Here is a 6,367-nt window from a genome sequence, read left to right on the forward strand (position 1 = left end):
CACCCAACATATTTGCCTCAATAAAACCGCAGGTCACAGACTTGTGCTCTGTCGGTGTGGTCAGGGATTCGGTAAAAATCTACTCACTTAGTTTTACGTAATGCATATTGTCTTCAACGAGACCCCAGCCGGGGCGATTCCATCGCAAATTCCGGTGACCGGGGCAGCTAATTAGGCGCCGTAGGGGTTGCGGTCGCGCTCGATGCGCTGGCGGATGTGGGCGTACTCGATTATCAGCAGCACCAGGAGTAGGGCCATGATGGCTAGGTAGCTCACCACGGCGCCCATCAGACCCAGCAGCTTAATCAGGATCACCGGCAGCACCACGCTTACGGCGAAGCAGATCAGGTAGATCTTGGTGACATCGCCGGCGTGGCGCAACACCGTGATGATGGCGTAGATAAAGTCGATCGCCGCGGTGACGCCGCCGGCGACAACCATTAGCAGTGCCAGCGTGCGGTAGCGCTCAAAGTTGAGGCCGTACATAAAGCTCATGATGGGGATGCCGGGGCCTGCCATAAATGCGGCGCACGCTCCGGTAATGACCACGATCAGTGCCATAACGGCAACAATAATCAAGTCAAAGCGGCGACGCTTGCGCGGATTCGCCCAAATGCTCGACAGACGTAGGAGCTGCGGTTTATAGATAAATCCAATGCTCAACAAAATAGCCTGCGCTGGAAAGAACAGTGCATTAAAGTACAGCTGGTATTTGTAGGCCAGTGTGCCTTCCATCACAAACTTGGGCATGCTCTCGATGAGGTTGAACAGGAACAGCGCACCAAAGAGCGGGGCGCACTGGATAAACAGGTGACCAGCCTCGCGCAGACTCATACGGCGTGATTTTTCGGTTTCGAGCAGGGCGAGCGGGGCGGTGACCAGCACGAGCGAGGCAATCGCGGCGATGCCCATGGCCATGGCGGCGATGGGCATGCTGCGCGTGAGGAACAGTGCCACGCTAAAGACCGCGATGACGCCGACGGATCGTAGCGTTTGGCTCATGCCGGCCAGGTAGAGTTTGTCGTCCTGCTGCAGGCGTCCCTCGTACACGTCGGCAATGCCGTCGATCACCTTATACAGGTAGACGCCCAGGCCGATTGTGGCCATCTGCGCATCGTAGCCGCGGGCGCTGCTGTATACCAGGCCGCATGCCAGCGCGAGCGCTCCGCAGATCCAGCGGTTGAGCTGGTAAGAGGCAAAGGACGTCTTTTCGTCGATGTCCGAGACCTGGAAATTGCGCACGTCGTAGTTGCACGCGATCATGATGAGCGTGCCGGTGACAAAGGCGATGGAGAATTTGCCAGCCTCCTCGGCGCCCACGAGCTGTGTGGACACGATGGTGAGCAACGGAAACACCATGCCCCACACGGCGGTGCCCAGGGTATTCCAAAGGTAGTCGCGACGGGTGGCGTGATCTTCGTACTCGGCTTCTTGCGTGGAGAAGCCGCCGCCGTAGACGGCTCCGAGCAGGCGGTTCCACCAGGCATTGACCATGCGGTGGATGGGGCCGGGCTGGCGATCGCGCTCGCGGCGACGGCGTGTGGCCTGGCTGCTGTCGGGACCGCCGGCGTTACGCTGGCTTAGCTCTTGGATTCGTGCGAGCTCCTCGGCGGTGTGCGATGCGGGGAACAGGCCGTTCTCGATGCGTCCGCCCTGCCCGTGCGCCCCGTCCGATACGGTGGGGTCGGCGACGCCATTGCGGCGGGCGATGGCGCGGCGAATGCTATCGATGGGCGTGATGCTCAAAGCGGAGTCCTTTCTATTGCTACGCTCTAGTATAGACGCGACGGTGTTCGTTCGTGTTTTTGAACAGGTTGTTCGATAATTTCGGCGGCGCCATTCAGTAGACGGCATTTGGGGACGTTCCTTATGTGCCGGCACTTTGGGAACGTCCCTAAGTGCCGGCATCCGGGGTCGCTCCTTGGTTGTTGCCTGTTCAAGAGTGTCCCTAACGACTAGGCCGCTTGCCTGCGATTTTTGACCGTTGGGCGGGCGCTTCGCCGTTGCCGCAAAAACGTTTTTGCATATCGGGTACAACGGGCTTTACGTGAGTAAAGTGCGCGTCGCGTCCACGTGTCGCGTTTTAAAGGAGGCCCCATGCCTGGTGTTACCCCTGCAGAAGTTCTGTCCAACTTTGGCATTACGCTGGTCGAAGACCCCGCCGAGAATCAACCTCGTCTGCTGGTTGACCTGCCGGCAGCCGAGCTCGTCGAGCATGCCATCCGCCGCAACGAAGGCCGCATGGCCTCCAACGGCGCGCTGGTGATCGAGACGGGGGAGCGTACCGGCCGTTCGCCCAACGACCGTTTTATCGTCGATACGCCCGATGTGCACGATAAGATTGCCTGGGGTGCCGTCAACCGCCCGCTGTCTGTCGAGAGCTACGAGGCCATCAAGGCCGGCGTCGTCGACTATCTCAACGAGCGCGACGTGTTCGTCACTCGCGGTATGGCCGGTGCCGACCGCAACCATACGCGTCGTCTGCTTGTCGCCTGCGAGCGTGCCAGCCAGGCGCTCTTCATTAAGCAAATGCTTGCCCGTCCGCTCGCTCGCGAAATCGCGCGCACCGGTGAGCCGGACTTCTGCGTGCTCGCCGCTCCCGGCTACCAGTGCGATCCTGCCATTAAGGGCCTCAACTCCAGCGCCGCCGTGGTCATCAACTTCCAGGAACGCGTGATTCTGGTCGCCGGCACCGGCTACTCCGGTGAGATCAAAAAGTCGATCTTCAGCGTCATGAACTACCTGCTGCCCGTCGAGGACGACGTGCTGCCCATGCACTGCTCGGCCAGCATGGATCCTGTCACGCACGAGACCGCCGTGTTCTTTGGCCTGTCCGGCACCGGCAAGACCACGCTTTCGGCCAACCCCACGCGGCTGCTGATCGGCGACGACGAGCACGGTTGGTCCGACATGGGCATCTTCAACATCGAGGGTGGCTGCTACGCCAAATGCGAGGGCCTGGACGCGTTCCACGAGCCCGAGATCTTCAACGCCGTCCGCTTTGGTGCCATCTGCGAAAACGTGGTGCTCGACGAGAACCGCAAGCCCAACTACGACGACGTCTCGATCACGCACAACACGCGCGTGGCCTACCCCGTCGAGCATATCCCCAACGCGTGGACCAAGGGCATGGGCACCACTCCAAGCGTCGTGCTCTTCCTGACCTGCGATGCCTTTGGCGTGCTGCCGCCCATCTCGCGCCTGACGGCCGACGCCGCCATGTATCACTTTGTGACGGGCTTTACGGCCAAGATCCCCGGCACCGAGGTCGGCGTCACCGAGCCCACGCCCACGTTCTCTTCGCTGTTTGGCGAGCCGTTTATGCCACTCGACCCCATGGTCTACGCTAAGATGCTCGGCGAGCGCATCGCCGACGGTCGCACCCGCGTCTATCTGGTCAACACCGGCTGGATCGGCGGCGGCTACGGCGTGGGCCATCGCATTGAGCTGGCCTACACGCGCGCCCTAGTCGCGCGCGCCCTCGACGGCACGATCGAGGACAGCGAATTCGTCCACGACGATATCTTTAACGTCGACATTCCCACCACGTGCCACGGTGTACCCGACGGCATCCTGGTGCCGCGCCAGTACTGGCAGAGCACCGCTCGCTACGACGAGGCCGCGCACAACCTGGCCGTCATGTTCGAGGAGAACTTCGAGAAGAAGTACTCGCACCTGCCCGATTCCGTTAAGGCCGCCGGTCCGCACGCTCAGGTGCACGCCGACGCCCGTCATCGCGGCCGCGGCCTGTTGGGACTCCGCCACTAGCGTCGCCGCGAGTCCATATCCGCCACAAAGGGGACAGGCACCTTTGTGGCGGTTTTGCTTGGGCGAATGACTCGGGTTACAATACGCCTGACATATCGCCCCCTTCTCCGGATGGGGGCAGCGTAAGCGCTCTTGTGGCGGCACCGTAGGACTTTGAAGGTGGCCGTCGTAAGGGCGCTTTTTGTTTAGGCACCCGGGCTCGGGCGCATGCTATGAAGGGAGAGCACATGAAGAGTTTCGTTGCCGAGGATTCGTTTTGGGAGCTATTTCCGCAGGCGGCTGTCGGTGTTGTGGTCGTAAAGGGCATGAAGCCCGCGGCTCAGATTCCTCAAGAGGACGTTGATGCGATTGCCGCGTTGCTCGACCGCGCCAATATCGATGCGGAGCGTCACCTGACGAGTGATACCATCAGCGAGAATGCGCCGGTTAAGGCATGGCGCGAGGCATATCGCCTATTCAAGACCAAGAAGGGCGCGCGTTGCTCAATTGAGAACCTGCTCAAGCGCGTGCTCAAAGGCAAGCCGGTGGGCCACATTACGCCCGCGGTGGACATCTACAACACGGTGTCGCTGTCCTACGCGCTGCCCGTAGGCGGCGAGGATTTGCACGCGATTGAGGGAGACCTTTGCCTGAAGGTGACCGACGGTGGCGATTCATTTCTGCCGCTTGGCGAGGAGACAGATGACCCGACGCTTCCCGGCGAGCTCGCCTACATCGATGATGCGGGCGCCGTATGCCGCTGCTGGAACTGGCGCGATGGCGTTCGAACGGCGTTGTCCGATGATTCGGCCGATGCTTTCCTGGCGATTGAGTGCGTGGAGCCCGAGCGGATGGGGGATTGCCAGGCCGCGATCGATCGCTTAGCCGAGCTGCTCGAGCGCTATCTGGGAGCGACGGTTGTCGTTAAAACGCTTGTGACCCGCGACAATCCTTGCGTGGGGCTGTAGCGAAGTCTGCGGATCAAACTCGATGCCCCAAACCACCACAAAGGTGCCTGTCCCCTTTGTGGTGGTTTTTATGTTGATGGGTTAACAAATGTGATATTTGGGTACAGGTGTTACCTTGTGCGGCTAAGATGTTTACCCGTAAGCATTATGCAAGCGAAAGGCGGTCGTCTCCCATGCAGCAGAACGACGAGACACGTTTCGAGGACTTTGTCGGACTGATCAGCGGGCTCTACAAGGAGATCCAGCGTATCAAGACGTCCGAAGGCGCAAGGCTGGGCCTCAAGGGCTCCGACGTTATGTGCCTGTACTATCTTGAGCGCAGCAAGGACGGCCTGACTGGCGCCGACCTCGCCCGCATGGCCGGCGTTACCCGTGCCGCCGTTTCGCGCACACTGGCACATCTGGAGGAGGGCGGCTACGTCGAGGTTGACGACCCGGGTGATGCGGCCGTCAAGTATCGTGCTCCGGTGCGCCTGACTGCCCTGGGCGGCGAGAGCATGAGCGAGGCCGATCGCATCATTCGCGAGGTGCTCGATACCACCGGCAAGGCCATGGGCGTGGAGCAGCGCGAGCAGATGTATGTATCGCTGCGCACGATCCTCAACACCCTGCGCGAGATCTAGAGCCGCGCTGGCGCTAGCTTTCAGCCAAGAACTGCATCGTCCCGTTTGAGCGCGTACGCCGTGCCGGGACATTGCTGTCAAAATTCCCCGCGCGGGACCTGCGCAAGAAAGGATTCGTTATGTCCGTCCGCATTATTACCGATTCCGCAAGCGATATGTCGCCGGCGGAGCACCCCGCTCTGCGTGTTCTGCCGCTGTCCGTCACCTTTGGCACCGATGTGTATATGGATGGCGTCGACATCGATCACCAGCGCTTTTACGAGATGCTTGTGGAGCGCGATGAGCTGCCCAAGACCGGTCAGGTCAACCCGTACGCCTTTTCGCAGGCGATTGCCGAAGCGCGTGAGGCCGGCGATGAGGCCGTGATTATTACCGTGGGCGCCAAGCTCTCGGGCACCAACCAGAGTGCTCGTACGGCACTTGCCGAGGCGCCGGGCGGCGACATGTTCGTCGTGGACAGCAATAACGTGACCTTGGGCGAGCGCGTGCTGGTCGAGTATGCGCTGCGCCTGGTGGACGAGGGCCAGGGCGCGGCTCAGGTTGCGGCGGCTGTCGAGGCCGTGCGCGACCGCGTGGTCGTCGTCGGCCTGCTCGAGACGTTGGAGTACCTGGTGCGCGGCGGTCGCCTGTCTGCTGCGGCCGGTGCCGTGGGTACGCTGCTCAACGTAAAGCCCGTGGTGGCTGCCGAGGACGGTCTGATCGTGCAGCTGGGCAAGGCGCGCGGTTCCAAGAACGGACGTAACCTGCTCAACCAGAAGGTCGAAAAGGCGGGCGGCATCGACTTTTCCATGCCGCTGGCGCTCGGCTATACGGGCCTTTCGGATGCGGTGCTCAAGAAGTATATCGAGGACAGCGCGGCACTGTGGGCTGGCCACACCGAGGGCGAACTGCCCGTTCACACCATCGGCGCCACCATCGGCACCCATGTAGGCCCCGGCGCCGTAGCCGTAGCCTTCTTCCAACCCGTTAACTAGCCCACCTGCCAAAACCACCACAAAGGGGACAGTGAACTGCGCCCCGAAACTTGGA

General features: G+C 61.3%; 5 protein-coding genes. 4 read left to right on the forward strand and 1 reads right to left on the reverse strand.

Going from position 1 to position 6,367, the window contains the following annotated elements; genetic code table 11:
• Nucleotides 1–171: 171 nt before the first annotated feature.
• Nucleotides 172–1,746: a lipopolysaccharide biosynthesis protein gene (locus DW233_RS05560; RefSeq protein ID WP_233547952.1), complete on the reverse strand. Its 1,575-nt coding sequence runs from the start codon at nt 1,744–1,746 to the stop codon at nt 172–174.
• 351 nt (nt 1,747–2,097) lie between these two features.
• Here DW233_RS05560 and pckA point away from each other — a divergent pair, with 351 nt between their 5' ends.
• The 4 genes from pckA to DW233_RS05580 all read left to right on the forward strand — a co-directional run bounded on the left by pckA (nt 2,098) and on the right by DW233_RS05580 (nt 6,312).
• Nucleotides 2,098–3,768 carry a phosphoenolpyruvate carboxykinase (ATP) gene (gene pckA / locus DW233_RS05565; protein WP_199574592.1) on the forward strand — a complete coding sequence of 557 codons (1,671 nt, stop codon included), beginning with the start codon at nt 2,098–2,100 and terminating at the stop codon, nt 3,766–3,768.
• A 227-nt stretch (nt 3,769–3,995) separates the two neighbouring features.
• Entirely contained in the window at nt 3,996–4,715 is a 720-nt protein-coding gene (locus DW233_RS05570; protein WP_117641034.1) for a B3/4 domain-containing protein, read from the forward strand.
• Between the two features lie 173 nt (nt 4,716–4,888).
• Complete coding sequence (locus DW233_RS05575) at nt 4,889–5,338, forward strand: MarR family winged helix-turn-helix transcriptional regulator (protein ID WP_118267149.1); 450 nt, start codon at nt 4,889–4,891, stop codon at nt 5,336–5,338.
• Nucleotides 5,339–5,457: 119 nt separating this feature from the next.
• Nucleotides 5,458–6,312 (forward strand): DegV family protein, encoded by an 855-nt coding sequence (locus DW233_RS05580; protein WP_118267151.1) that lies wholly within the window; start codon nt 5,458–5,460, stop codon nt 6,310–6,312.
• Nucleotides 6,313–6,367: the final 55 nt, after the last annotated feature.

Source organism: Collinsella sp. AM20-15AC (assembly GCF_003471405.1).
In the GTDB taxonomy this organism is placed as follows: Bacteria; Actinomycetota; Coriobacteriia; order Coriobacteriales; family Coriobacteriaceae; genus Collinsella.